At 64.6% G+C, this 24,830-nt stretch carries 16 protein-coding genes and 1 pseudogene; 10 read left to right on the forward strand and 7 right to left on the reverse strand.

Annotated elements, in window-relative coordinates:
- Positions 1-99 precede the first annotated feature (99 nt).
- The gene (locus AAGA68_19445; GenBank protein MEM9387245.1) at positions 100-1,938 is read right to left on the reverse strand and encodes a hypothetical protein; all 1,839 of its coding nucleotides are present in this window, start codon (positions 1,936-1,938) and stop codon (positions 100-102) included.
- Between the two features lie 3 nt (positions 1,939-1,941).
- A complete protein-coding gene (locus AAGA68_19450) occupies positions 1,942-3,981 on the reverse strand; it encodes a VCBS repeat-containing protein (GenBank protein MEM9387246.1) in 2,040 nt (679 codons plus the stop codon).
- A 184-nt stretch (positions 3,982-4,165) separates the two neighbouring features.
- On the opposite strand from AAGA68_19450, the gene AAGA68_19455 reads away from it, so the two are divergent.
- Positions 4,166-4,861: a glutathione S-transferase gene (locus AAGA68_19455; GenBank protein MEM9387247.1), complete on the forward strand. Its 696-nt coding sequence runs from the start codon at positions 4,166-4,168 to the stop codon at positions 4,859-4,861.
- Between the two features lie 746 nt (positions 4,862-5,607).
- The gene (locus AAGA68_19460; GenBank protein ID MEM9387248.1) at positions 5,608-6,186 is read left to right on the forward strand and encodes a hypothetical protein; all 579 of its coding nucleotides are present in this window, start codon (positions 5,608-5,610) and stop codon (positions 6,184-6,186) included.
- Positions 6,187-6,212: 26 nt separating this feature from the next.
- On the opposite strand, the gene AAGA68_19465 is transcribed toward AAGA68_19460, so the two are convergent.
- From AAGA68_19465 to AAGA68_19485, 5 genes are all read right to left on the reverse strand, one after another.
- Positions 6,213-7,610, reverse strand: a complete 1,398-nt coding sequence (locus AAGA68_19465) for a DUF4397 domain-containing protein (protein MEM9387249.1) — start codon at positions 7,608-7,610, stop codon at positions 6,213-6,215.
- A gap of 269 nt (positions 7,611-7,879) precedes the next feature.
- On the reverse strand, positions 7,880-8,872 hold the full coding sequence (locus AAGA68_19470; GenBank protein MEM9387250.1) for a glycosyltransferase: 993 nt from the start codon (positions 8,870-8,872) through the stop codon (positions 7,880-7,882).
- A complete protein-coding gene (locus AAGA68_19475) occupies positions 8,869-9,855 on the reverse strand; it encodes a glycosyltransferase family 2 protein (protein ID MEM9387251.1) in 987 nt (328 codons plus the stop codon). The genes AAGA68_19470 and AAGA68_19475 overlap by 4 nt, the downstream gene beginning before the upstream one ends.
- A gap of 11 nt (positions 9,856-9,866) precedes the next feature.
- Complete coding sequence (locus tag AAGA68_19480; protein ID MEM9387252.1) at positions 9,867-10,763, reverse strand: glycosyltransferase; 897 nt, start codon at positions 10,761-10,763, stop codon at positions 9,867-9,869.
- Complete coding sequence (locus tag AAGA68_19485; GenBank protein MEM9387253.1) at positions 10,751-12,004, reverse strand: oligosaccharide flippase family protein; 1,254 nt, start codon at positions 12,002-12,004, stop codon at positions 10,751-10,753. Before AAGA68_19485 ends, AAGA68_19480 begins: the two co-directional genes overlap by 13 nt.
- Positions 12,005-12,286: 282 nt before the next feature.
- Between AAGA68_19485 and AAGA68_19490 the strand changes: the two genes are divergently transcribed.
- The 8 genes and pseudogenes from AAGA68_19490 to katG all read left to right on the forward strand — a co-directional run bounded on the left by AAGA68_19490 (position 12,287) and on the right by katG (position 24,337).
- Entirely contained in the window at positions 12,287-13,696 is a 1,410-nt protein-coding gene (locus AAGA68_19490; GenBank protein ID MEM9387254.1) for a WecB/TagA/CpsF family glycosyltransferase, read from the forward strand.
- A 128-nt stretch (positions 13,697-13,824) separates the two neighbouring features.
- Positions 13,825-14,376, forward strand: coding sequence for a heme NO-binding domain-containing protein (locus AAGA68_19495; protein ID MEM9387255.1), 552 nt, complete (start codon positions 13,825-13,827; stop codon positions 14,374-14,376).
- Positions 14,369-16,570: an ATP-binding protein gene (locus AAGA68_19500; GenBank protein ID MEM9387256.1), complete on the forward strand. Its 2,202-nt coding sequence runs from the start codon at positions 14,369-14,371 to the stop codon at positions 16,568-16,570. Before AAGA68_19495 ends, AAGA68_19500 begins: the two co-directional genes overlap by 8 nt.
- 44 nt (positions 16,571-16,614) lie before the next feature.
- Positions 16,615-18,000 (forward strand): sigma-54 dependent transcriptional regulator, encoded by a 1,386-nt coding sequence (locus tag AAGA68_19505; GenBank protein ID MEM9387257.1) that lies wholly within the window; start codon positions 16,615-16,617, stop codon positions 17,998-18,000.
- A gap of 161 nt (positions 18,001-18,161) precedes the next feature.
- Positions 18,162-19,403: a polysaccharide biosynthesis/export family protein gene (locus tag AAGA68_19510; GenBank protein ID MEM9387258.1), complete on the forward strand. Its 1,242-nt coding sequence runs from the start codon at positions 18,162-18,164 to the stop codon at positions 19,401-19,403.
- Positions 19,400-20,809 carry a hypothetical protein gene (locus AAGA68_19515; GenBank protein MEM9387259.1) on the forward strand — a complete coding sequence of 470 codons (1,410 nt, stop codon included), beginning with the start codon at positions 19,400-19,402 and terminating at the stop codon, positions 20,807-20,809. Before AAGA68_19510 ends, AAGA68_19515 begins: the two co-directional genes overlap by 4 nt.
- Entirely contained in the window at positions 20,790-22,100 is a 1,311-nt protein-coding gene (locus tag AAGA68_19520; protein ID MEM9387260.1) for an O-antigen ligase domain-containing protein, read from the forward strand. The genes AAGA68_19515 and AAGA68_19520 overlap by 20 nt, the downstream gene beginning before the upstream one ends.
- A gap of 76 nt (positions 22,101-22,176) precedes the next feature.
- A pseudogene (katG, locus tag AAGA68_19525) lies at positions 22,177-24,337 on the forward strand (catalase/peroxidase HPI).
- Positions 24,338-24,830 lie beyond the last annotated feature (493 nt).

The following is a 24,830-nucleotide window of genomic DNA, read 5'->3' on the forward strand; positions in this document are numbered from 1 at the left end:
GGGTTGCCGCCCCAGATCGCAGCAAGCCTCGCAGACTCAGTCCGTAGTGCAAGCACGACGTCACAGCGATAGGCAGAGCCGTGCAGGCCTCCTCGACGGCTAGGGAGGGATCGGCCGATCGACTTGCCCGCTGACCACGACGCGCACGCGATCCCCTGGACTTGTGGGTAACCCCGCGAAGTCGCAGCTCCAGCCCCCGCTCTTGCTGAGCAGGCTTACCACATCGATCTCTCGCGTCAGGTTGCTGCACAAGACCGTGCCACTGGTGGCAAGCCCGGTCACAAAGCCCCGGAAAGGGCGGGTGGTGGCGCGCCCGCCGGCGATCAGGCGAAGGTCGTCGCCGAGCCTCAGGGATACCCCCAGCTCGCCGCACGACCAGGAGGTCTCCAGGGCGGGCTCACTGAGAGTGAGCGTCTGCGCTTCCCCCGTGCGCAGATTCTGACAGCTGACAAAGGTGGTGAGGGTGCCATCGACGAAGCCGTCCACGGCCAGTGACGATCGGCCGTAGATCACGTAAGCGCCGCCCTGGCTAAAGTAGTTGGGGCGATCGAGTCCGTAGGCGCCGATGACGAGATCCTCGATCTGGTCGCCATCCACGTCAGCCACGGCGACGTCCAAGCCCACGCTGTCGAACGACGACGCGCCGTTGATCACGAAGCCGGCGGAACCGTCGCCCTCGAGCAGATCGCTGACGGACAAGCGTTGAGGAAACCTCGGTAGACCGTACACCACGTAGACCTGACCGCTGTACACACGATCTAAGCTATAGGCGATGCTAGCCCCGACCACCAGCTCGTCGACGCCGTCCCCGTTGATGTCGCCCGCGGCGATGCCGCGGCCCGCGTAGCCGTAGGCGCTGCGCCCGATCAGCACGGCGCCATCGCCTCCCACTCCGTCGCCGAGCGCGGCCAAGGTGATCTGCTCCGGTAGGCCGTTCGGGTTGCCGAATAGCACGTAGGTGGCGCCCACCGCATAGACCCCCTCGTCGAAGCAACCGAAGGCGATGTCGCTCAGACCGTCGCCATTGAAGTCCCCCGCCGTGAGGCCATCCTGGGTGATGCGGCAGCTGTCCGCCTCATCCACCACGGTGGTCCCACCGGTGAGCTCGACCAGCTCGTCGATCGTCGCGTCGCTCGGCAGCGGCGCGGCCTGGCCGCGCACGAGGTAGACGCGCGTGCCGGTGGCGACGGCGACATCTGTGCGACCGTCCCCATCGACGTCGCCGGCGGCGGTGATTGCACCGGCGAAGCGACCTTCCTCGTCGGCCAGGCCGAGGATACGCACGCCGAGCGCGCCGTCGCTGTCGGCGATTTCCGCCAGGGAGAGCTCCGGGCCGAAGCCACCGGGGCGGCCGTAGACGATGTGGACGGCCTTCTCCGCGTTGGGTGCCGTGCCCGTGTTGGCGAACAGCAGATCGTCGACGCCATCGCCGTTCACATCGCCGGCATCGCTCACCAGTAGACGATCGAGACCGGTCTGCTGCGCCTGCATCACCTCGTTCGGGATGACCACGCCCACGCTGCCATCCCCCGCCTCGATGTCGCTCACCTCCAGGGCCGCGTCCTGCAGGGGGGTGCCGTAGACCACGTATGCGCGATCGCTGCGAGGCGCGCCGAGATCGAAGCGATCCGTGGCGAAGCGCAGGTCGGCGATGCCATCCCCGTTGACGTCGCCGGCGCCGTTCACCACCAGTCCCAGCTTGTCCGATTCCCCACCGCTGATGGTGAAACCGCGCGTGCCATCGCCCGTGGCGATCGATGCCAACGGGAGCTCCACCTCGTCGCGTTCGCGGCGACTGAACACGACGTAGACGCGCCCCGCAATGTTGCGTTCGAAGGGGTCGGCCTGCTGGGCAGCGATGACGAGATCTGCGAGGCCGTCACCGTTGAGATCCGCCACGCCCACGGAGGTGCCTGCGATGTCTCGCGGCGCGTTCATCAGCTAGCGGTGCTCATCGGCCCAGGCCAGCATCGCGCTGCTGCGCAGGCGCCGTGCCTGCTCGGCGTCGATGACCTGTGTGGCCACGAGTTCACGCAGAGCGTCGCTGACGCAGGCGCGGTAGCCGAGGAAGGATCCCTCACCGTCGATGCTGCAGGGGATCTCAGGCATCACGAACTGTTCGCCGCCCTGCACGCCGTACACACGGTTGCGCACGGCGCCGGGCCAAAGCACGTCGAGGCGACCGCGGTTCGCCTCGCCGAGACCAAAGTAGGCTTCCTGCGCGTGGGCGGAGGCGTTACTCGAGCCTGCGGTGATGGGCATGATGGCGGAAATTTCGCTGCCAGCGGGCGTGAAGGTGAACACGGCGCCCGTGCCGTCACGCGGGGCTTTCGCTCCCTCGAGGTCGCCGACGCTGCCGCGGCCGCGCACGGTCACCCCCGCGTAGCCGCTCTCGCCGAGGTTGCGCTCGATGCTCACATCGCCATCGTCGTAGGTGATGCCGTTCCAGGACACCATCGCGGGATCCTCTTCCGTCGGCGAGAACGGGGCGACGAAGTAGGGCGCCAGGTCGAAGGGGCTGCCCCACTGGGTCGGTCCCGGCAGGAGGTCCACCTCCTCGGGCACTACCACGTTGGCGATGCTGACCATGTCGACGAAGCCGTCGCGGTCGAGATCCCCGATGGCAAGGCCGTGCACGCTGCGCCGGCTGTGGCGCCCGCCCATGGCATCGACGTTGGCGAGGAGGTTGCCAGCGCCGTCGTTCTCGAGGATGGCGCCTGGGTTGTCGAGGAGCAGCACCTGCACCATGTCGAGGCCGCCCTGGTAGGCGACGTCGCTGTCGCCGTCGTTGTCGACGTCGAACACTGCGTTGCCCCAGCCGAAGACGCTCGAGTCCACGCCGAGGCCGGGATCGGCGAAGGTGCCGTCGGCGCGGCCGAAGAGGGGACGGGTGGCTTCATCGCCGAGCTCGAAGGGCACGCCCGTTACGCCGAAGCCGTAGTCGCCGAAGTTGGAGCCGAAGATGTCCAGGTGGCCGTCGTGGTTGATGTCGCCGAAGCCGACGCCCATCCAGGAGCCGACGGATTCCGGTCGCTCGGCCACGGCGTAGGGCGTGAAGTGGCCCGTGCCGTCGTTGTAGAGCACGTGCATGTAGCCGCGGTCGACGCCGAAGACGGGATCGTCCTTGGTGGTGGACATGGCGCCCTGGTCGTCGCCGTAGATGATGTCGAGGTCACCGTCCATGTCGAGGTCCACCATGGAGGTTGCCCAGGTGATGCCGGCTTCGCCCGGCGGCAGTTCGACCATCGGCTCGACCCGTTCGCTCACGTCGATGAAGGCGTTGCCACCTACGTTCAGGAATAGCTGGTTGTGCTGGTTGGCGGCGAAGGGCTCGACCATGATCGGGTAGAAGCCCGTATCGAGGTCCAGGGCGTTGGCCACCGTGACGTCGAGGAGGCCGTCGCCGTTCACATCGCCCATGGCGCAGGCGTGATGGCCCTCGCTGTCGAGATCGAGGCCGCTGGCGATGGCGAGGGTGAAGGTGCCGTTGCCCTCGTTGACAAAGAAGGCGTTGGGGGCCGAGCGGGCGAGCAGGAGCACGTCGGCATCGCCGTCATTGTCCGTGTCGCCGTAGCACACGCCGTTGATGTCGAGGGCGCGGGTGGCGATGCCCGCTTCCACGGCCACGTCGATGAAGTCGATCTCGCCCTTGTCGACGAGCTGGTTCTGGTAGAGGGCGTTGTCGGCGTTCGGGCCGTTGGGGGCGAGGATGTCGAGGTCGCCGTCGCCGTCGTAGTCGAGCACGGCGACGCCCTGCCAGCCTCGGGCGCCGAGGGGCAGCTCGATCAGGCCCGGCGGTCCCGCGGGCACGGGCGTGGTAAGCGAGTCGATTTGATAGGCTTCGATCTGCGCATGGGAGGTGGACGGTGCGCGTGCGAAGTGGATGCCCCAGGTGTCGCTCATTTCAGCGAACTGGGGCGTGGCGAGGGCGCTCTGGCTGCAGGCGGCCAGCACGGCGAGGGTCAGGGCTTTCGAGGTCATGGCTACGATCTCCGCTCAGGTCAGGTGGTCTCGCGCGGTGCGCCCGCTCGAGGGGGTTCGTTCGTACCTGCGCGGTCGAGCGTGCGTAGAGCTCATGAGGGGTGAAACGCCGGGTGAGGGAGGAGCATCAGGCGTGTCGGGGGTATGCTTCGAGCGAGTCCCGACATGCCTCCGGAGGTTCGCCGTGGTCGACTACACTTTGTATTACTGGCCGATTCCCTTTCGCGGGCAGTTCGTCCGCTCGTTGCTAGCGCACGTTGGCGCGAGTTGGGAGGAGGCAAACGACGAGGCGCTTCGCGCCCGCTGGAAGGCGCACCCAAAGGAGCAGCCCATCCCTTTCATGGGCTTGCCGGTGCTCACCGATCACGCGGCAAACATCTCGCTGTCCCAGATGCCGGCGGTGCTGTCCTACTTGGGCCGCAAGCACCATCTATTGCCCCAAGATCCGGTGGCCGAGGCCCTAACCGCTAAGGTGATCGCCGATGCCAGTGACGTGCTCTACGAGGCGACCCGCTACCACGGCCAGCAGCTGTGGACTGCCGAGGCGTGGTCGGCGTTCCAACCGCGCCTGATCCGGTGGATGGAAGTCTTCGCGGAGACAGGGCATCGCCATGGCCTCACCGCGCAGGATGGGTGTTTTCTCGGCACGCCTACCCTGGGGCTGGCAGATCTGACCGTGGCGGAGCTGTGGGGCACGATGACGGCGCGCTTTCCCAGCTTGCGGTCTCTCCTCGACAACACGGCGCCAGCCGTCGCGGGCTTGGTAGATCGGGTGCGGGCCTCACCGGGTCAGGTGGAGCTGCGTCAGTGCACCGACGAGGGCTATGGCGAGGTGTGGTGCGGCGGTGAGATCGAGGCCTCCTTGCGGGCCGTGCTGTGATTTCACCCTGCTGAGGATGCCGGTTGCCTGATGGCGCGTGGCGGTGACCCAATTCTGCTGAGACAACGTTCCTTTGGGTATCCCGCAGTGCAGACGCTGCGCTGATTTTGTCTGGAGTGCGCCGTGCTAGTGTCCTGAGTTGGAAGTTCGTTGATAAATTCGCACGCGAGTTTTTGTCCCTGAGCGCGGCGCGAAGACGATGGTGTCCGGCGGCCGTTTCCGTTGCGCGATGGTGGTGTATTGGTGACGGGCACGTAAGAGTTCAATCCTGTGCTGGTGCGCTTCGACGCAGCGGGTGAGTTGATGTGGTACGAGCGCTTCCGTTCCAGCAAGCGAATGACCACGCTGCACGCAACGCTGGAGTTGGAGGATGGCGCGTTCGCGATGACGGGCAGTACCCGCGCGCGCTCCGGTGCACACGCTTCCCGCGATCGCGATGGGTTTCTGCTCGTGATCGGACCCCGTGGTCAAGGGCTGCAGGCCTATCGGAGTTGCTTGGCGGACGCGCGCCAGCTGCACTCCATGCACACTGAGTTTGAGGCACTCACAGGTATACGTATCACTCGCCCACTGCCATACCGTACCGTGCGCGGTCCCGGTGCCGCTCCCGCGCCTGCACGAGAAGCTTCGCTTAACCGATGTCTGTCCGCCCGTCTCGGAGCTAGACTTATTGGCTTTTCTGCGCGAGGCGATGCCGTTCGTGAGACCGTTCGCGAAATGCGAGAGCTACTCGAGTGCGAGCGTACGTGACACAGCACGATTCCAGCGCTGTCGGTACACCCAGCTACAGGGAACAGGCCGAAGTCGTCCGTGCCGTGCTCGATCGATTCCTAACGCTTGATGAGGCCAGCCGGACGACGCTGCAGGAGCGTTACCCCGAGCACATCGTCAGCGTTAGCCGTAAGCGCGCCATGCTGCACGTGCGCCGCGGCGGCCGCATGATCGTCGGACGTGACCGCGTGCCCGATCTACTCCCCTTTCTGCAAACGGAGTTGCCGAGGCTGCGTGCGCGGATCGATGCCCTATCGGAGCGGCTCCTCGATGACGCTAACATCAAGATTCGCAAGTCTGATCCTGACCTACTGCACGCGGACTATGTCGATGCGCCTACGGATGTGCTGGAGTCGTTCGAACTGCTCGACGCGGAGCGACGCGAGCGAGTGGGGGGGCGGGCGGTGGCGGTTGGCCGCTCCTACAAAGCGCCCGTCGGCCAGCGGGGGCGTCGGCGCGCGGTCTACGTACGACCCAGCGCAAGCGCTAAGTTGCTGAGCTACGTGCTGGCACAGGCAGAGGTACTTGCAACACAGGCGCCGCGGCGTGACTAAGGAGGCGATGCTGCGCGCTGGCGAGCTTACTCGCCTGCCGTCTGCAGCACGAACACGTCCGCGTTGGTCGACTCCGCATCGTCGATGACGATGAGCTCGACCACATCTCCCGCGTCGATTACCAGCTCACTGCGACCGAAGAGGATGGTGGTAGTGTCCACCTCCGTGACCACCAGCTCATAGGTGCCGGGGTCGATCGTTGCGATGGTGGAGGCACCAGCGAAGGAGAGGTTGGTGATGGCAGGCGTCGACTCCTCGAGGTCTGCCCCGGGATCTAGCAGGTAGACGTCCACCGTGTCGAAGCGCGTGGACGCGTTGACTCCGCGCAAACGCCCCTGGGTGAGAAACGCACGCCTGTCGTCTTCGACGGAGAAGCTCTGCAGCTCCCCAGGGGCGCCGACGACGAACACGCGGCGGTAGGCGGTCGCCGGCACGTCCACGGTCTGCTCCGCGAGGATTGCGCCTACATCATCGGCGGGCGTCACGGCCAGATCGATCTCGCCCTCCTCAACCACCACGTCATCGGACAGTTCGCCGAAGGCGAGACCGCTGATCAGCGGCATGTCGAAGTTGTCGCTATTGAAGACGTCGATGGCCGCCGCATCCGGGGAGCCGTGTACCACGCTCAGGACGCCAGGTGTCGTGACGTCCGAGACGGTGCTCCCAAGGCTGTCGACGTAGAGCTGCACGCTCACCGCCTGCGTTGTGATGCCGCCGTTCTCCATGATCGTGAACAGGGCCGTGTTGGCGGCCAGCACGTCGAGATCCTCGGAGGCGTACAACACCGTGTTGGGATCACCTTCCGGGGTCAGGGTGAGCTGGTAGGTGCCCCCCTCGACGGTCGCCGGCGGGGCGAGCTGGCCAAAGGCCATGGTGGCGATTGGGGTGGCCGCGGTGATGTCCGTGCCCGGCGCTTCGAAGTACACATCGACCGCACCGACGCCCGTTGCAACGTGGCCGAAGCTCACCACGAGCTCGGTGATCTCTGTGCCGTTGTCGGCCGCATCGGCCAGTTCCTGGGCCCAGTCGCGTCGCGGTTGGGTCCAGAGGAATATCTGGGGATCGGCGAAGGTGCCGGTGATGACGTAGTCGTAGATGATCTCGGGGTCGATGGTGCCCGTGGTTTCGATGATGAGAGTGGTGTCCTCATCGCCGGGCAGCAGCACATCGAAGGAGAAGGCGTAGGAACGCTGGCTGAACTCGACCTGAGGCGATGCTGCACGGAAGAACAGCTGCGTCGACACGGAGGGATCGAAGTCTTCAAAGATGACGCGCCAGCGGACATCCTCCAGCTCCGCCAGAGCGTTGATGCCGCGCACGGCGCCGAGGAACGGGTCGTTCTCGGGGGTGTCATCGTCGTTCGAGGTGCAGGCGCCTAGGGCCAGTAGCAGGGTGACGGCGCCAAGGGCAAGGCGGAAACTCATCGGTATTCGGTCCTTTCGAGCGGTGAGCGATCGTGGGCCTGGCCCGCGCATCCACAGCTCGACGGTGAAAAAAGCGCCGCAAGTGTTGCACAGACGGGGGGGGCTAGTGAACTGCACTGCCCGCGAGAGGCGGGCAGTCGCCAGGGCGTCGCGGTGCGGTTCTCGGGAGGGGCCGTGAGGTGTAGAGAAGAGCCGAAGCGGTCAAGCCCATCGAGGGGTACACCGCAAGCCAGGGAGCGCAGGCACCGAGCGATCATTCAAAGAGCAATTCAGGGCGAGGTGAGAAGCATGCGCCATCGGTGCATCGACACCTCGTACTCCCCCGTCAGGCTCTCCCGCGCCAGGGCGCCGGCAGCACGCAGCTCTCGTCGGGTAGGCAGCGCGTTTAAGGCCTCGATCAGCGCCTGCTGGGTGTCGTTCTCTATCACCCAGCCCGCCCCGGGCACCACTTGCTCGGCGAGGCCATCGCTGGCGGTGACCAGAATGGGTCGACCGGCAGCGCGCGCTTCGGCGGCGACGATTCCGAAGGGCTCGTAGCGCGATGGCACCACGACGATATCCACCTGGCGCATGAACTGTGCGACATCGTCGGCACGCCCGTAGAAGTGCACCTGTGACAAGTCGTGGGCGAGGGTCTTGAGAACATCGTTTTGCGGTCCCTCGCCTGCGATGAGCACCTCGATGTCCCGGCGCCCAAGGGCGCGCACCGCTCGGATCAGTCGGTCAAACCCTTTCTGCTTGTGGAGCCGACCGATGGCGCCGATTCGCAGCCGCCGTGTGGCTGCAGGGGTCTGTAGCCGAAGCAGCCTAGAGTAGTCGAGATGGGGGTAGATCACCTGGATCTTCGCCGGGGCCAGCAAGCGGGCGTCGAGCATCCAGCGCCGCTGCGCCGCACTCACGGCGACCACCTTGTCGAACAGGGCGTAGGACAGCGCCAGCATCAGGCGGAAGCGACCTCGCGCGGGGACACGATGGCGTTCGAAGCCTGCGCAGTAGGTGTGCTCGACGAGGATGATCTTAGCGCGGGGCCGCCCCGCGCGAAGGAGCATCAGCCAAGGTAGCAGGCGCCAACTAAGGGAGTCGTGGAGCACGATGATATCTGCGTCGCGGCAGGCCGCACCCCACTGCTGCGGCCGATCGGCGGCTCGCAGTGCCTGGTCGATATCCGCCAGGGCGCCGCCTTCGACCAGCGTGTGAATCATGCGCACGACGCCGCCGAGTCTCGTGTCACCGAGGAGGTGCACGACCCTGTGAGGTGTCATGAGGTTACCCCCTTCAGTCCTGTGATGGAGCGCTCCAGCGCCGAGTACCAGGAGTCGCGCAGCACCTTGAGGGCCAGGCAGGCACCGAGCGTGGTGAAAGTCTTGCTCGGTTCGGCCACGACCATGGCCGGGTGACAGCGCAGGGCCTGCGCCATGAGCTGTGAGGCGAAGCCGCCATCGCGCTGCGCCACCAGCCGGCGGGCGAGGTATCGAAGTTGATAGGCCCGGGCGATGCGCTCGTAACGCGCTGCGAACGCGGAGTCGATGCCGCGCACGCGCTCCACCATCTGCTCCCAGCTATCGAACTGCTTGATGACGTCTGCGGATAGCCCCCCCTCAGCCACGCGGTACTCGGTTAGTCGCTCGGCGATGCCGCGAAACTCCCAATCCGTGGTCAGGGCGATCCGTGTCCAACACTCGATGTCTTCGCTTTGGCGGAAGTGCTCGTCGAAGAACTCAGGACGATTCTCACCCGGCCGATGGAAGGCGATCTGATCGAAGACCTCTCTCCGAAGCACAGCCGCGGAGCCATTACCGATTGGATTCCGACAGAATACGTGGGCCGGCGAGATCTGCCTAAGGCGCGGGCGCTGGGTAAGGGCGAGTGCACGCCCGTCGCTGCCGATCAGCGAGGAGGCGCTGTAGCTGACGCCCACCTTGGGCGCTCGCTCGAGCAGAGCTACGTGTTGCTCAAGCTTTCCCTGCATCCAGCGATCGTCGCTATCGAGCAGGGCGATGTAGCGCCCATCTGCCGCAGCGATTCCCGTGTTTCGCGCGCCGGCCAGTCCACGGTTCGACTGGCGGATCAATCGCACGCGGCTATCTCTCGCACGCAGGGCGATGTTGCCGCTTCGCTCAGGGCATCCGTCGTCCACCACCAGAAGCTCAAAGTCCTTGTAGCGCTGGGACAGAACCGAGTCGACCGCTTCGCGAATCGTCTTCGACGCCCTAAAGGCTGGCATGATGACTGAGACGGTTGGCATGGCGATCCCTCCTAGCTTCGGCCGTGGGCGAAGGGCAGGCGCAGGGCGGTGGCGATGCTGTCCCGGGTTGAAGGTCCGGTGGCGCAGTCGCGGCGTCTGAGGAATGCTAGGCGCAGATAGCCGATGGCTTCTCCCAAGGGGCGACCGGTGCGCAGCGCTTGGCGCGCGAGGTAGCAATGGTACTTGGCTTGGGCATGCTCGATCGTCGCGCTGGCGAGCCCTGGGATCGCATCGATCATCGAGCGCCACCCGCGAAGCATGGCCTCGAGGTCTGCCGAGGCGCTCGTGCCGCTGACCCGATAGCGCACGAGAGTGCACTGGATCGCTTCGATTTGGGCGCCCTGCCTGAGTGCGCGGATCATCAGCTCCTGGTCCTCCGCATGACGCAGACGTTCATCGAACGCACCGATACGATCTAGGAGGTCCTTGCGCACAACGAGATTCGAGGAGGTGCAGGCAGGGTTTTTTGCCAATAGATTCGTTAGCTTTAAGGTGGTCTTTGAAATGCGGCTGCGCCGTGCGCACCGCTTACCGGTGCCGTCGATGGGCTGGACGCGTGCGAAACTCATGTCGACCTCCGGCCTGAAGCTGAACAGTGAGACGTGCGTGGCCAACTTGTCGTACTGCCAGAGATCGTCCGCGTCGATGAACGCGATGATTCGCCCGGAAGCGTGTTGCAGACCAAGATTGCGGGCTGCCGAGGGACCACGGTTCTCCTGCGACAGGACACGGATGCGCTCGTCGTGCTCCGCCGCGGCCAGGGCGAGGGCCACGCTGTCGTCGGTGGAGCCGTCATCCACGATGAGCAGCTCCCACTCGCGGTAGTCTTGTTCGAGCACGCTTTGAATCGTGTCCGTGAGGGTGGCCTGTGCGTTGTGCACCGGCATGATGATGCTTACGGTTTGCATGGGGTACTCCTGGCACTAGGCCTGGTGGTTTGGGAGAGAGAGCCTAAGACGAACGCGCACAGCAGTCCGTCGCAGACCCAGGTGATAAAGGTGTAGACGTGGATGGCGCCGCCGACGCTGCCCGCCATGGCGGCGGCCACCACGGTGCCAAGCGTGAGGATGGTGCTGCCCCAGGCCCAAGCCGCGTCGCTGTCGGTGCGGTGCGTGGCGCGCAGGAACTGCTGCGAGATTCCACCCATCAATCGCGCTGGGGCGGCCAGGCAAAGCACGCCGATCAGGGGAGCTGCCTCGCGCCAGTGCTCGCCGAAGAGCAGGGGAACGTAGAGTGGTGCGCCGAGCGATTGCAGGAGCGTCAGGGGCGCGATCACCACCAGCCCGAGGCCGATGAGGGCCGGCAGTTCGCGCGCTGGTACCTCGCTGCGACAGAGCTTCGGGTAAGCGATCAAGGAGAACGCGCCGCACAGGGCCAAGCTGATGCCGAGCCCAGCGTTGAAGGCGAACACGTAAACGCCGAGCGCATCTGCGCCTAGGATGAGGCCTAGCAGTAGCTTGTCACCCTGCAGCCGGGCCGTCGCCGCCAGCTCGGCCATCGCGACGTGGGCGCCAAAGCGCAGCAGAGGCCAGGAGGGTGCCGGGGGGACGGTCTGGTCTGCACGCCAGGGGCGGGCGCTGCGCGTGCGTGCCAGCCAGACGGGAGCCACCAACAGCTTGGGTATCACCAGCGCCCACACGCTCGGCCACAGCAGCAGCAGCACAATCGTAAGTAAGTTGTCCGTCACCATCTGTGTGGCGCTGATCTCGGCTGTCTTCGCGAGGCGACCCTCGCGCATGATGAGGAAGCAAGAGACCAGGCCTGGGGCCATGATCGGATACACCAGCGCGAGGCTGGCGAGGAGCGGGGCCAAGATGGGTGCGTCCATCCAGTGCGCGAGCAGTAGGCCCAACACACACTGGATGCCCGCGGCGCCAAAGCAGGTCCAGTAGGCAAGCCGCTGACAGGTGCGTGCGTGCGCGGCCAGCTCCTTGCCGTCCACGGCGATCAGCTGCGGACCCAGGCCCCCGTTGGCCATGGCCTTCACCATCTCACTGACGGCGATAGCCAGTGCCGCGAGACCAAGCTCACTGGGGCTTAGGTACCTCGCCGCAACCACAGCAGCGAAGACATGGGTTAGGCGCGTCGCACCTTCGCTAGCACAGAAGGCGCCGAATTGGGCGAGGAGTATGTGGCGGTGATCCGTCATGGGTTGGCTCATGGGTGAGACGGGGTAGCTGTCCACGAAACGGGCCAATTCGCCTTGCGGGGCAGTAACTCACTGACGAGCCAACCTAAACTGAGGCGCTCGGCGACCCTTCTGGCGTTGCTGGGGGTGCTGAGTTTGCGAGGCTCGTCGCCTTCTGCGCTCGGACCTTTGCGTTTCGCGAAGCTCGTCCGGTCTTGCATCCATCGCAGCCGTAGAAGAGTCCATCTGGTTCAATGACTTACGCATTTGGCACGAACTCTGCTCCAGGACGGCGAGCACCGTATGCAGAAGAGGTTCGTGATGAGCTACCCCGATCGACACTCCCCACTCGATGCGACCAGCACGGCGAAGGTGCTGGGGCTAGCACTGGCGCGCGGCACGTTGGAGCAGGCCGTCGAGCGAATCGTCGCCAGCGCCCTCGAGGGTGCCAAGCGCCGCTACGCTTTCGTGAACGCCCATTGCTACAACGTCATGTGGCGATCGACGTCTTACCGAGAGGCGCTGAACAGCGCCGATAGCTTGTTCCCGGATGGTACCGGTGTGCGGTGGGCGGCGCGCCTGGTCGGTGAGCGTGCGGACAACCTGAACGGCACTGACATGTTTCCCCTGCTCTGCCGTGCCGCACGCGATGCCGGTCTTTCCATCTTCCTGTTGGGAGCTCAGCCCGGCGTCGCCGAGCGAGTCGCACATACCGCCGAGCGTCTGGCGCCAGGCATTCGAATCGCCGGCACGCACCACGGCTACTTCGATGCTGGCAGTGTCGAGGAAACGGCGGCCATCGAAAGAGTGAACGCGTCGGGCGCTGACATTTTGCTGGTCGCGATGGGCGTGCCTCGCCAGGATCGGTGGCTGGCACGCCACCACGACTCCCTGAACGTACGTGCCAGCCTTGGTGTGGGTGGCTTATTCGATTTCTACTCCGGACGCATCCCTCGCGCGCCCAAGTGGCTGCGGCAACTCGGCGGCGAGTGGGTGTTCCGCCTCTATCAGGAGCCGATACGTTTGTTCAGACGCTACGTTCTGGGCAACCCCGCGTTTTTGGCCACCGCATTGCTGCTGGCGCTGAGCCATCACAGCAGGCGAGCCATCGACTCCGATGGGACGAAACGTGCGCTCGACGTTGCTCTAAGCGCAGGTGCGCTGCTTGTGCTCAGCCCCCTGCTCGCGATCATCGCACTCGCGATTCGCGCGGGCAGCAAGGGGCCGGTGCTGTTTCGCCAGACCCGTATGGGCGCGCACGGTGAGCCGTTTCAGATGCTGAAGTTCCGATCAATGTACGTGGACGCCGAGGCGCGCCACGCCGCGCTCCTGGCGCGGAACGAACGTGGCGATTTGCGCAGCTTCAAGATGAGTGATGATCCACGGGTAACGGCGGTTGGCCACATGCTGCGCAGAACCTCCCTCGATGAGCTCCCTCAGCTATTCAACATCCTGGCTGGAGACATGGCCGTCGTGGGGCCGCGTCCGGCGATCCCTAGGGAGGTCTCGTACTACGACCGACGCGCCCTTGGAAGGCTCACTGGCAAGCCTGGCCTGACCTGTACCTGGCAGGTGTCCGGTCGCGCACTGATCGGCTTTGAGCAGCAGGTGGAGATGGATCTTGACTACCTACGCCGCCGCTCCTTGCGCTTAGACATATCCATCTTGCTGCGCACCGTACCAGCCGTAATCTCCGGGCGCGGCGCGATGTAAGGTGTTGAAAGTGCCTCCTAATCTGTGAGATTTCGCAAAAACACCGGGCCTGTCACATCTTCCGATTCGATAGTTCTATACCGTGTCGAAAGTGTGAGCTGGGCCGCAACCCCTGGGATAGGAAGCTAATGCGCGGGCTGATATTTACGGAGTTTATGGACTACGTCGAGGCACGCTTTGGTTTGGGGCGGGTGGAGGCCGTGCTCGATGCCATAGCGGCCAGCGATGGCGGTGCCTACACCGCGGTCGACAACTATCCGGCGCAGGAGCTGTACGCCATGCTGGCGGCCGTCGCTCGCCAAGAGCACGAGGATGCCGAGGCGCTATTGGTCGATTACGGTCGCCACCTCTTCGGGGTATTCCTGACCGGACACCCCGAGTACTTCGGCGCGTTGCAAAGCACGGCAGCGTTGATGGAACGCGTCGAGGATCACATTCACATCGAAGTGAAGAAACTGCATCCGGATGCCAAACCGCCTCGCTTTAGAACGCAGGGCGGGAATGGCGAATGGACAGTACGCTATTACTCCCATCGCCCGCTCCACGCTCTTGCGCACGGCCTAATGGAAGCCTCAGCTGTACACTTTGGCGAGCGCCTGCGCATCGTGCGCGAAGTCGCAGACGGTGCTCAAGACTTGCAGGCTGTGTTTCGCCTGTTGGATCTGAGTGCGCATGCCTGAGCTTACCGAGATCGAGTTGCTCGAACGGCGCTTACTGCGTGAGCGTCGCGCGCGCAAGCGCGCCGAACAGCTGCTCGAGCTCAAGAGCCGCGAGCTATTCGAGAGCAATCAGAGTCTGGAGCAGGCGAGCGTCCGCCTGAACAAGAAGGTGCTGCAGCGAACGCTGGCCTTGGAGGCGGAGCGTAAGCGGGCGCAGGACGAGGCGGAATTCCTGACCACCACCCTGGATGCGATCAGCCAGGGGGTAAGTGTCTTCGACTCGCAGCTGCGCCTGCGCAATTGGAACAAAAATTTAGCGGTAATTCTGAGTTTGCCCGCGGACTATCTGCGCGAAGGTCAATCCCTGCAGGAGCTATTGCTGTACTGCGCGGAGCGTAGGGACTACGGAGAGGGCGACCCCCGGGTGCTGATGCAGGAGCGCCTGGCGATGCTCAAGCGCCGTCGCGAGCGCGGTCAGTTCCAAGAGGTCAGTCAACGCGCCAACGGCAAGCACATTGCCATCAGCAGTCGAGTGCTGCGCAACGGCGGCATCGTGACCACCTACTCAGACATTACCGATCAAAAGCACACCGAACACACGCTGGTGGCACAGAAGCGAGCCCTCGGCGAGCAGGTGGCGCAGCTGCAGACCCTCGGCCGCTCGCTCGAGGAGGCGCACGACATGGCGCAGTCTGCGAATCGCGCGAAGTCGCGCTTCGTAGCGATGATCAGCCACGACATCCGCACGCCCGTAAACGGCCTGCTCGGCACCCTGACCCTGCTCGAACAGACCGATCTCGACGATGAGCAGCATGAGTTGATTTCCCTGTCGCTCGCCTCCGGCGAGCAGCTGCGAGGGTTGCTCGCCGACCTGATCGAGCTCAGCCAGGCGGATGCCGGCGCCATTCGCTTGGAGAGCGCACGCTTCGACCTGCCGAAGTTCGTCGATAAGGTGGCCGCGACCTGGCGGGCTGCCGCGGTCAAGAAGGGGCTCACCTTCGACACCACGATTTGCGGCCAATTGCCCCACGTGGTGGTAGGCGATGCTGGGCGCTTGCGCCAGATTCTGGAGAACCTGCTCTCCAACGCCGTCAAGTACTCCATCGATGGCGGGATTCGCCTTTGCGTAGAACGAATCGGAGGGAGCGTTAGCTTTCGCGTCGAGGACACGGGGTACGGCATCGCAGAGGAAGATCAGCGCCGCCTGTTCGATCATTTCACGCGGGTTGGTCAGTCGGCGCGTGGCATTCGTGGCTTTGGCCTTGGACTTGCGATCACACGGCATCTGGTGGAACTCATGCAAGGGGGGATCACCCTCGAGAGCGAGCTCGGTGTCGGCAGCTGCTTCAGCGTGCAGATTCCTCTGCCCGAAGTGTTGCCCGAGCGTGAGGAGGCAGAGCCCGTGCGTTGGAGTGAGCGCAGGCTGCGCACGGAGGCCGGGGCACCACCGCGTGTGCTGGTGGCAGAGGATCTCGCGACCAATCAACTGATCGCGAAGGCCTACCTCGAGCGCATGGGCGCGGCGGTTGAACTGGCCGACAACGGGCAGGAGGCGATCGACGCGGTCGAGGCGGAGTCCTACGACGTCGTGCTGATGGACGTGGACATGCCCATCGTGGGGGGATTCGAAGCCATCCGGACAATACGTTCCATGAAGGGGCCTCACGCAGAGCTGCCTATCATCATGGCGACGGCTTTCGCGGATGCGGACACGCGCCTGCGGTGCAGCTTTATGGATGTTCAGGGGTTTGTCGAGAAACCGATACAGCCTCATCTGCTGTGGCAGGTCGTGCAGTGCGCGCTAGTACCAACTCTCGACCTCGACAGGCCCGACGAGCATCAGGAGGCGAGCGATGGCGATGGGATAGACCGCGCGATCTTAGACGAAATGCTGGAAGGCCTCGAAGGCGAGCCCGCCGCCGGCCTCATGCGGATGGCGTCTCACGATCTTGGCGAGATGCTCGATACGATCGAGGTCGCCACGGAAGACGAACAACTCGCGCACGTGGCACACAAGCTCAAGAGCCTAGGGCGTAGCTTCGGTGCGGTACAGGTGGGAGAGCTTGCGCGGCGCCTGGATCGGGCATGTCGCCGCGGCGACGCCGATCCGGCCGCGGTGGACGCGATGCGAGGCGCGCTATTGCACGAGGGGCGTCGCGCGCTCAGTGCCCTTGAACGCTACCGGGAGGAACGATCATCAGTCGCCGTGTCCTGATCGTAGAGGACACCCCTTCTCTGGCCGCGCTGCTCGCCGCCCATTTGGAAGGAGGTGCCTATCACTGCACGCTAGTAGGGTCCTTGAGCGATGCGCGTAGGGCCATCGCGGAGTACGCCTATGACCTGCTGCTGCTCGATTTGCAGCTGCCCGATGGCGATGGGCTCGAGCTCGCTGAGACCCTGCGCCGCGACCAGTATCCCGCGGCAGTGGTCGTGATCACCGCGGACGGGTCGATCTCGCGTGCGGTGGAAGCGATGCGCCGGGGGGCGCACGACTTTCTGGTCAAGCCCGTTTCCAAGAACCGTCTGCTCACCACCGTTGAGAACGCGTTGCAGCTGCAGTCCCTGCGCCGCGAGGTTACGGCCTATCGGCGCGAGAGCGCTGTCGGCGAGTACCACGGATTCGTCGGTGGGTCCTTGGTAATGCAGTCGGTTTACCGAGCGATCGAGAACGTCGCACAGTCGAAGGCGACGGTGTTCATCTCGGGCGAGAGCGGCACGGGTAAGGAAGTGGCCGCGAACGCGATCCACCGAGCCGGCCCTCGAGCGTCAGGCCCCTTCGTGCCTCTAAACTGCGGCGCAATACCGAAAGACCTGATCGAGAGTGAGCTGTTTGGCCACCTAAAGGGAGCGTTTACGGGCGCGATCGCCGATCGTCCCGGTGCTGCGCTCTCTGCCCATGGGGGCACCTTGTTCCTGGATGAGATCTGCGAGATGGACGTACAGCTGCAGACCAAGCTGCTGCGCTTTTTGCAGACCTCGCTGATTCAACCGATCGGAGGCAATGAGCTGCGCGAGGTGGATGTGCGGGTGATCTGCGCCACGAACCGAGATCCGGTGGCGGAAGTGCGCGCCGGTCGTTTTCGCGAAGATCTCTACTACCGTTTGAACGTGCTGCCGATTGCCTTGCCGCCGCTGCGCGATCGCGGCGATGACATCTTGCTGTTGGCCCTCAGCTTTCTGCGCGCTTTCGCGGCGGAGGAGCATCGGGAGTTCGAGGACTTCGATCAGGAAGCTGCCGCTATGCTCTGCGCTCACCGCTGGCCCGGAAACGTACGCGAGCTGCAAAATGCGGTGCGCAACATCGTGGTGTTGAACGAAGGCACGCATGTGAGCGGGCAGATGGTGCAAGCGGTGCCCGGATTCGGTGAAGACCTCCACGGTCAGGTGACGGCCCTCGCCGCGGCGCCCGGCGAGGCAGTGTCGGCGCCGCCGTTGAGCAGTCATTCGGTGCAAGCCCGCGCGTCCGTTTCCGGTCGCACGGGCTATGTGCCCCTGGGGGGCAAGCTGCGTGATATCGAGCGTCAGGTGATCGAGGGCACCTTGGATATGGTGGATGGCTCTGTGCCTCAAGCGGCCAAGATCCTCGGCGTGTCGCCCTCTACCCTGTACCGCAAGCTCGAGGGGTGGAATCGCCACGCCGGCTAGCCGCAGCACACACGCCTGCGCGCTGCGCATCTGGGCGTTGCGAACGGCGAATCACTCGCCTCGCGAAATGCAAAGGTCTGCGCTAACTCCCTGATCGATATAGGGCGCTCGGGCTGGCACAGCCCTTGCCCCTGGCCCTGTAGTCCTGCAGGAGCGCTGCCATGAATTCCCCGATGATCCGTCTGCTGACACCGCTGGTAACTTGCCTGTGCTTGACCGGATGTGTATCCGCCGTGCAGGCGCCGAGCAACCTGTACCAGGCGTCTCAAGGGGATGCCCCGTACATGGACGAGCGCGTCTCGTTTCGCTCCGGTGGGACGCTTGCGCTCGAGGAACTAGACGCCCTCAACCGCGACGCCTGTCGCGCCGCCGCGCAGCCCTCGTCCTACGCGGACACTGCCTACACGCCTGCGCAAGTAGCCACGCGGGTGGACCTCCCCTTGTCCCCGGGGGACATGGTGCGAGTGATTATCGAGGATGATGAGCTGCTCTCCGGTACCTACGTGCTGAGCCCGGACGGTCGCCTTCAGCTTCCTCACCTAGCGCCGTTGATCGCTGCAGGTTTTCGCCCCTCGGACGTCGAGTCCATGTTGGCGGCGATGCTAGTGGCCGAGCGCTTCTACCGCCAGGGCGCACTACGTCTGAGTCTGCAGGTGGTGGACTACGGTCCTGTCCAAGTGTTCGTGTCCGGTGCCGTGTTCGCTCCTGGTATGCGCGAGATCAACGTTCGGCGGGCCGAAGACCAGCCCACCGTCCGCCTGGAGTCGCCAGGTGATGCGCCGGGCGGTCGTCGCCTGAGCGTGGCCCTGCAGGCGGCAGGGGGCGTGCGCCCGGACGCTGATCTGACTAACGTGGTGCTGACGCGCGCCGGACGCAGGCGGATCATCGACCTGCGCGGCGCAATGGATGGAGCGCCCTTCGACGACCTGCCGCTGATCGCTGGGGATCAGGTGCACGTGATGAGCCGCGAGTGTTTCCAGCCAGAGCTTGCGCGAGCGAGCGCGGTGACGCCGCCGGGCATACGCGTGTTCATGTCTAACCTGACCCGACCGGCGCCAGGCAACGCGCTGGCCGCGATTGGGCGCGATGCCTGGTCGCTCCCTTACGGTACGCGCTTGCTCCAGGCGTTGGTGTCGGCCAATTGCGTCGGCGGCACGCAAGCGACCAACGCAAATCGTCACGCGGTGCTAATCAGTCGAAATCCACTGACGGGACGCAGCGAGGTGATCAGTCGCCCCGTAGAGGCGCTGGTCAGGCGAGCGGATCGCGATGGCTTTGACCCCTACCTGTTGCCTGGCGATGCGATTGCTTGCTACGACAGCGCGGTGATCAACCTGGGCGATGTACTGGCTGGCGCGTGGGGCGCATCGCGTGCCCTCGGCCTTCCAGGTACCGGTGGATGAAGGCCTTCGCCATCAAGGCGTGGCACCGGCTGCGCTACGGGTTCGATCCCACCGGACGGGGTCGGCGCTACGGGGGCATCACCGCCCTTGCCTTGAGCCTCGTGTGGGCAAGCGTGATTGCCTACTGCACGCTGGCTCGCGCCACGTACACCAGTCGGTTCTCCCTGCTGCTCCCCGCGGCGGGCGTGAGCACGACATTGCAGCTCGAGAGTCTTGGGCAGGCTGTCTCCTCGACAGCCTCTCCTTACGCCTCCTCTAGCCTGTCGCCAACGGAGAAGTACAAGCGACTTATCGTTGCCGATCAGACCCTGTCGATCGCCGCAAGCGAGCAAGGCATCAGCCTGGAGCGCTTTCCCAGGCCGCGCGTAGAGCTGGTCGATCAAACTGAGCTCATTCATGTGGAACTCACCGGTGCCACGGCCGCGCAGGCGCGTGACTTCGCGCTTACGGTGGAGCGCGCCTTCTCGGCGGAGCTCGAGCGCCTACGTGCGGGAGAGGCGAAGATCCGCGAGCGAATGATGCGCTCGCTGATCGGCGAGTTCGAGGAAAAGGTGGATCGGGCACGACGCGCTGTGATCGAGCTGCAGGTGTCGGGCGAGGTGGCGTCGGTCGAGCAGTACGACGCCACGGTGGCTACCCTGGAGCAGCTTCGTGCGCGGGCGATGGAAGTACGCGCCGCGTTGGCGAAGGCGCAGGCGACCGTGACTCGGCTGAGCGAGTCGCTGGGAATCGATGTCCGCGCCGCATCGCGTGCCTTCGTGCTGCAAGCCGACACGCAGTTTCAAGATTTGCTAGAGCGCTTCACCCGCGTGTCGGGTGAGTTGAATGAGTTGAGTGGGCGCCTGGGCGAGCGGCATCCGCGTCGCATGGCGTTGATGGCGGACTACACCGCCCTAGTGGACTCGCTGAGTGCCCGCGGCGCCACCCTAACCGGGCTCGCCGGTGCAGTCATACTGCGCCTGGTAGACCTATCGGTGAGCCAGCAGCGAGCGCGCCTGTTCGAGCAGCTGCTTGCCGATGAAGCGCAACGCGCGGGCTTTGCGGCGCAGGAGGCGGCATTGGTCAGACAGATCGAGCGTCAGCACCGTCGCGTGACCCAGCTTGCTGAAGATGCCGGCGAGCTAGCCCGTCGCGCGCGCGAGCTTCAAGTGGCCGAGGCTGTGTTCGCCTCCGCCCTGGCGCGCCAGGACGTGAACAAGTCGGACTACTTTGCTTCCTATCCCATGGTGCAGCTGCTCGAGGCGCCTACTTTGCCGCGAAAGCCGTCAGGACCTAAACGCAAGCTGGCGGTGGCCGGCGGTGTGGTGGCGAGTCTCATGTTGATGGCCTCGATGGCGTTGGCCTGGTTGAGGCAGCCGATTCTGACCCTACTGATCGATCGCGTTCATGGCCGCGCCACCGACTGAAGCGCTTACGCCAGCTGAGTGGCTGGTGAGCTGGACGATTCGACTGACGTGGGTGTTCTACGCCGCTGGAGCCCTGTACATGGTCGGTCCCGTGCTCGGTTGGACGCTCGCCGGTATGGTCTTCATTGGGCGCTACCTGCGAGATGCCCTGCCTGAACGCTGGCGAGCGCGCCCCGTGCCCTTCACCGTGTGGCTTTGGCTCGGTGGGATGGGCGCGATGTGGGTGGCCCTGCTCATCGGTCACACGCAGTTCGATCTTGGCTTCGCCAAGACCGTCAAGTCGACCGTGGGCTGGGCCAAGGGCTGGGCGTTGCTGGCCTTGTTTCCTTTGGCCGGCGCCTGTTTGTTCATACGTCCCGCGGTGATTTACCGGGCTTGCTGCCACCTCGCTTTGCAAACCCTATGCCTCCTACCGGTGTTGCTTATTGCGCCCAAGCTCAGTCTCCCCGAAGCGATCTACACCTCGCCGCTTAGGATCCTCGGCGGTCCTGGGCCGGAGTTCTTTACCCTTCAGCTGTACATCACAGATCCGGCCAGTGGTGAACCACGCTGGCAGTTCTTCACCCCCTGGGCCCCGGCGGCTGGGATGATGGGCGTCGTGATGTTGATCTGTGCCTTGGAAGAACGCGACCGACGATGGTTGTCCATTGGTGTGGTGGGTGCGCTCGCCATGATCTTCCTCTCCAAGTCACGCATGGCGTTGGTCGCCTTCGCCTTGGTCTGGCCCGCTGCGCACTTGGTGTCGCGGGCCAGATCGCCGGCGGTCTGGGGTATTGGCGCAGTGGCCGCTTACCTAATGGGAGTGATAGCAAATCCCATATTCATGGCGGCAGGCGACGCAGTGGCGGCTTTCAAGGCTGCGCGTGCCGACAGCACGCGGGTGCGTGAGACGCTCGGGCGTATCGCCGTGGATCGGTGGTGGCATGAGGCGCCGTGGTTCGGTCACGGCGTCGTGGAGCGCGGCCCCCACCTGGTGGAGTACATGCCGATCGGCAGTCACCACAGCTGGTACGGCCTGCTTTTCGTAAAGGGGGCCATCGGGGCCCTAGCCCTAGCGATACCGATATTGGTCAGCCTGCTCGAATGCCTGCTGCGAGCGCAGGTGAGTACGAGCGGCCGGGTTGGGTTCGCGGTGATCCTGATGATGCTGCTCTACAGCTTCGGCGAGAACCTAGAGATGCTGGTCTATCTCTTCTGGCCAGCAAGCGTGTTGCTTGGGGTGGCGCTTGCTGTGCCTGCGATCTGTGGAGAGTCTTTTGATAGCGAAGGGCGATCAATTAGTACCAAATAATCGATTTCAACTAACCTAGTGTTCTTGCGATCCTGGGCCTACTGGAATCACGCCGTTCTATCATAAGGAGTCCTAGATGATGAGCAGTCCAGCCAAGTGCCCAGTGATGCACGGAGCCCACACCCAGGTCGAGCAGTCCAACGACAAGTGGTGGCCGAATTCGCTAAAGCTCGACATCCTGCATCAGCACGATCGCAAGACCGATCCCCACGACGCTGGCTTCAGCTACCGAGAGGCCCTGAAGTCCCTCGACGTCGACGCCCTGAAGGGCGACCTCGAAGCCCTGATGAGCGATAGCCAGCCCTGGTGGCCGGCCGACTGGGGGCACTACGGGGGCCTTATGATCCGCATGGCTTGGCATGCGGGGGGCACCTACCGTACGAGCGATGGCCGAGGCGGCGCCGGCACCGGCAGCCAGCGCTTCGCGCCCCTGAATTCCTGGCCCGACAACGGCAACCTGGACAAGGCGCGTCGCCTCCTGTGGCCGATCAAGAAAAAGTACGGCAGCCAAGTGAGCTGGGCTGACCTGCTGATCCTGGCAGGCAATGTCGCCTACGAGTCCATGGGATTGAAGACCTACGGCTTTGCCTTCGGCCGCGAAGACATCTGGCACCCCGAGCAGGACATCTACTGGGGGGCCCGAGGGCGAGTGGCTCGCGCCCAGCGAGCAGCGCTTTGCTAATGAAAACGCTGAGTCCCTGGACAGCTCCCTCGCCGCCGTTCACATGGGCTTGATCTACGTCAATCCGGAGGGACGCGACGGCAATCCGGACCCCCTGAAGACGGCCCACGACGTGCGCGTGACCTTCGCCCGCATGGCCATGAACGATGAGGAGACGGTGGCCCTCACCGCTGGCGGTCACACGGTGGGTAAGGGCCACGGCAACGGCGACGCCAGCACGCTCGGCCCCGAACCGGAAGGCGCGCCCGTAGAGGCGCAGGGCTTTGGGTGGATGAACCCCTCCGGCACGGCTAAGGCCAGCGAGGCGGTGACCAGCGGCATCGAAGGGGCGTGGACCACCCACCCCACGCGCTGGGACAACGGCTACTTCAAGATGCTCCTCGAACACGAGTGGGCGCTGCAAAAGAGCCCGGCCGGCGCCTGGCAGTGGCAGCCCGTCGACATCGCCGAGGAGGACATGCCGGTGGACCCGGATGACCCCAGCGTGCGCCGCATGCCGATCATGACCGACGCGGACATGGCGATGGCCAAGGACCCGGCTTACCGCAAGATCTCCCAGCGCTTCTACGAAGACCCCGAGTACTTCTCGGCGACCTTTGCCCGCGCCTGGTTTAAGCTGACCCACCGCGACATGGGCCCGAAGGCGCGCTACATCGGCCCGGAAGTACCGGCGGAGGATCTGCTCTGGCAGGACCCAATTCCCGCCGGCAACGCGGCCTACGACATGGAGGATGTGAAGGCGAGGGTCGCCGCCGCGGGCGTGCCGGTCGCTGACCTGATCGCCACCGCCTGGGATAGCGCGCGTACTTACCGTCACTCGGACAAGCGTGGCGGCGCCAATGGAGCGCGCATTCGCCTGCATCCCCAGCGCACCTGGGAAGGCAACGAGCCTCAGCGCCTAGGCCGCGTGTTGGGTGTGCTGGAGCCGATCGCTGAAGCCACCGGTGCGAGCGTGGCTGACGTGATCGTGTTGGCCGGCAACCTGGCCGTCGAGCAAGCTGCCAAGGCGGCGGGTGTTGCGGTGAGCGTGCCCTTCGCCCCTGGCCGTGGCGATGCCACAGATGCGATGACCGACGCTGAGTCCTTCGCCCCCTTGGAGCCGAAGGTCGATGGATTCCGTAACTACGCCCAGGGCGGCAGCCAGCACGCGTTGGAAGAGCACCTGCTCGATCGCGCCCAGCTGCTCGGCCTGACGGCGCCGGAGATGACCGTGCTTCTAGGGGGTCTACGGGTGCTCGGCACGAACTACGGCGGCACATCCCATGGCGTGTTGACCGATCGCGTCGGCACCCTGAGTACCGACTTCTTCGTAAACCTGACGGACATGGCCTACGAGTGGAAGCCGTTGGCTGATGGTACGTTCGAGCTACTGCATCGCCAGTTTCGCAAGGTCGCGTGGACGGCCACGCGGGTGGACCTGGTGTTCGGGTCGAACTCTGTGCTGCGTTCCTACGCGGAAGTGTACGCGCAGGACGATGCGAAGGAGAAGTTCGTGCACGACTTCGTGCGCGCATGGACCAAGGTGATGAACGCGGATCGCTACGATCTGACCTAGGCGAACCGCGTTACCTACAAGCGGGCGCTATCGGGCTTCCGGTGGCGCCCGAGGGTTTGCACTCCGCGCTAGAGAGTCGGTCCGTGACGGCAGCGGCGCTCCTAGTGGCACGGGCTCTACTTCTGTGTGGTTGCACGCTTGAGATGACATCTCGACCCGAAGAAGCGGGCACCAATGACCGAATAGATCGCTGCTGCCGACCGAGCTTAGTCACTACTGTGTGGCCCGGACAAGTCACTTCCCTGGGTGTCTGTCGGGCCATCTGCTGTGAAGGTGCATGGTGGATGCGCGCTAGCTATCGCTTTCATCAATGAAAGCTAGTGTGCTGTCCCAGAAGTTCGTTGAAAATACGCACGGGGCTTTTCGTTCCTGGGTGCGGCGCGACGACGAGCGTGGCAGGCCCCAGGGGAGGAGGAGCAACGTATTCAGGGGCGAAAGGTACCCGCGTATTTTTCAACGAACTTCTGGGACAGCACACTAGGAGTAGCAAGCG

Source organism: Pseudomonadota bacterium (assembly GCA_039193195.1).
Taxonomy (GTDB): Bacteria; Pseudomonadota; Gammaproteobacteria; order Steroidobacterales; family JBCBZW01; genus JBCBZW01.

What these genes read in the sequence shown, in the direction of transcription:
- AAGA68_19445 (MEM9387245.1), bottom strand. Translation starts at nt 1,938, where the DNA reads ATGAACGCGCCGCGAGACATCGCAGGCACCTCCGTGGGCGTGGCGGAT.
- AAGA68_19450 (MEM9387246.1), bottom strand. Translation starts at nt 3,981, where the DNA reads ATGACCTCGAAAGCCCTGACCCTCGCCGTGCTGGCCGCCTGCAGCCAG.
- AAGA68_19465 (MEM9387249.1), bottom strand. Translation starts at nt 7,610, where the DNA reads ATGAGTTTCCGCCTTGCCCTTGGCGCCGTCACCCTGCTACTGGCCCTA.
- AAGA68_19470 (MEM9387250.1), bottom strand. Translation starts at nt 8,872, where the DNA reads ATGACACCTCACAGGGTCGTGCACCTCCTCGGTGACACGAGACTCGGC.
- AAGA68_19475 (MEM9387251.1), bottom strand. Translation starts at nt 9,855, where the DNA reads ATGCCAACCGTCTCAGTCATCATGCCAGCCTTTAGGGCGTCGAAGACG.
- AAGA68_19480 (MEM9387252.1), bottom strand. Translation starts at nt 10,763, where the DNA reads ATGCAAACCGTAAGCATCATCATGCCGGTGCACAACGCACAGGCCACC.
- AAGA68_19485 (MEM9387253.1), bottom strand. Translation starts at nt 12,004, where the DNA reads ATGACGGATCACCGCCACATACTCCTCGCCCAATTCGGCGCCTTCTGT.
- AAGA68_19490 (MEM9387254.1), top strand. Translation starts at nt 12,287, where the DNA reads ATGCAGAAGAGGTTCGTGATGAGCTACCCCGATCGACACTCCCCACTC.
- AAGA68_19495 (MEM9387255.1), top strand. Translation starts at nt 13,825, where the DNA reads ATGCGCGGGCTGATATTTACGGAGTTTATGGACTACGTCGAGGCACGC.
- AAGA68_19500 (MEM9387256.1), top strand. Translation starts at nt 14,369, where the DNA reads ATGCCTGAGCTTACCGAGATCGAGTTGCTCGAACGGCGCTTACTGCGT.
- AAGA68_19510 (MEM9387258.1), top strand. Translation starts at nt 18,162, where the DNA reads ATGAATTCCCCGATGATCCGTCTGCTGACACCGCTGGTAACTTGCCTG.
- AAGA68_19515 (MEM9387259.1), top strand. Translation starts at nt 19,400, where the DNA reads ATGAAGGCCTTCGCCATCAAGGCGTGGCACCGGCTGCGCTACGGGTTC.
- AAGA68_19520 (MEM9387260.1), top strand. Translation starts at nt 20,790, where the DNA reads ATGGCCGCGCCACCGACTGAAGCGCTTACGCCAGCTGAGTGGCTGGTG.